Origin of the sequence: Robertmurraya korlensis (assembly GCF_023715225.1) — a bacterium.
Classification (GTDB): Bacteria; Bacillota; Bacilli; order Bacillales; family Cytobacillaceae; genus Robertmurraya_A.
This window is the reverse complement of record NZ_JAMBNS010000063.1, coordinates 1-492: the sequence shown is the minus strand read 5'-3', so window position 1 is coordinate 492 and position 492 is coordinate 1. Positions and strand designations below refer to the sequence as shown.

Genomic DNA, 492 nt, shown 5'->3' with positions numbered 1-492 from the left:
AGGTTGATGCGGTCATCACGACTTTCACCCATACCGATGATACCACCTGAGCAAATATTAATGCCTGCTTGACGCACATGGTCAAGGGTAGTTAGACGGTCATCATAACTACGGGTGGAGACGATATTGTTATAGTACTCGCGTGAGGTATCAAGGTTATGGTTGTAGTAATCCAGTCCCGCTTCAGCAAGTACTTGCGCTTGGTTACCTGATAACATGCCAAGCGTCATACAAGTTTCTAACCCCAATGCTTTGACTTCTTTAATCAGCTCAACCACATAGGGCATATCTCTATCGTTTGGGTGTTTCCATGCCGCACCCATACAAAAACGGCTAGAGCCAGCGGCTTTGGCTTTTTTGGCCTCGATAATCGCTTTTTGTACTTCGATTTTCTTTTCAGGTTGTAAGTCGGTGCTATGGTGTCCTGACTGTGAGCAATAGCCGCAATCTTCAGGACAATTGCCTGTTTTTATTGATAGCAGGGTACTGACT

1 protein-coding gene is annotated in these 492 nt (G+C 45.3%); it reads right to left on the bottom strand.

The window, feature by feature from the left end; translation table 11 throughout:
• On the bottom strand, positions 1–492 hold a 492-nt coding region (gene bioB, locus M3175_RS25835), incomplete at both ends, for a biotin synthase BioB (RefSeq protein ID WP_251524547.1).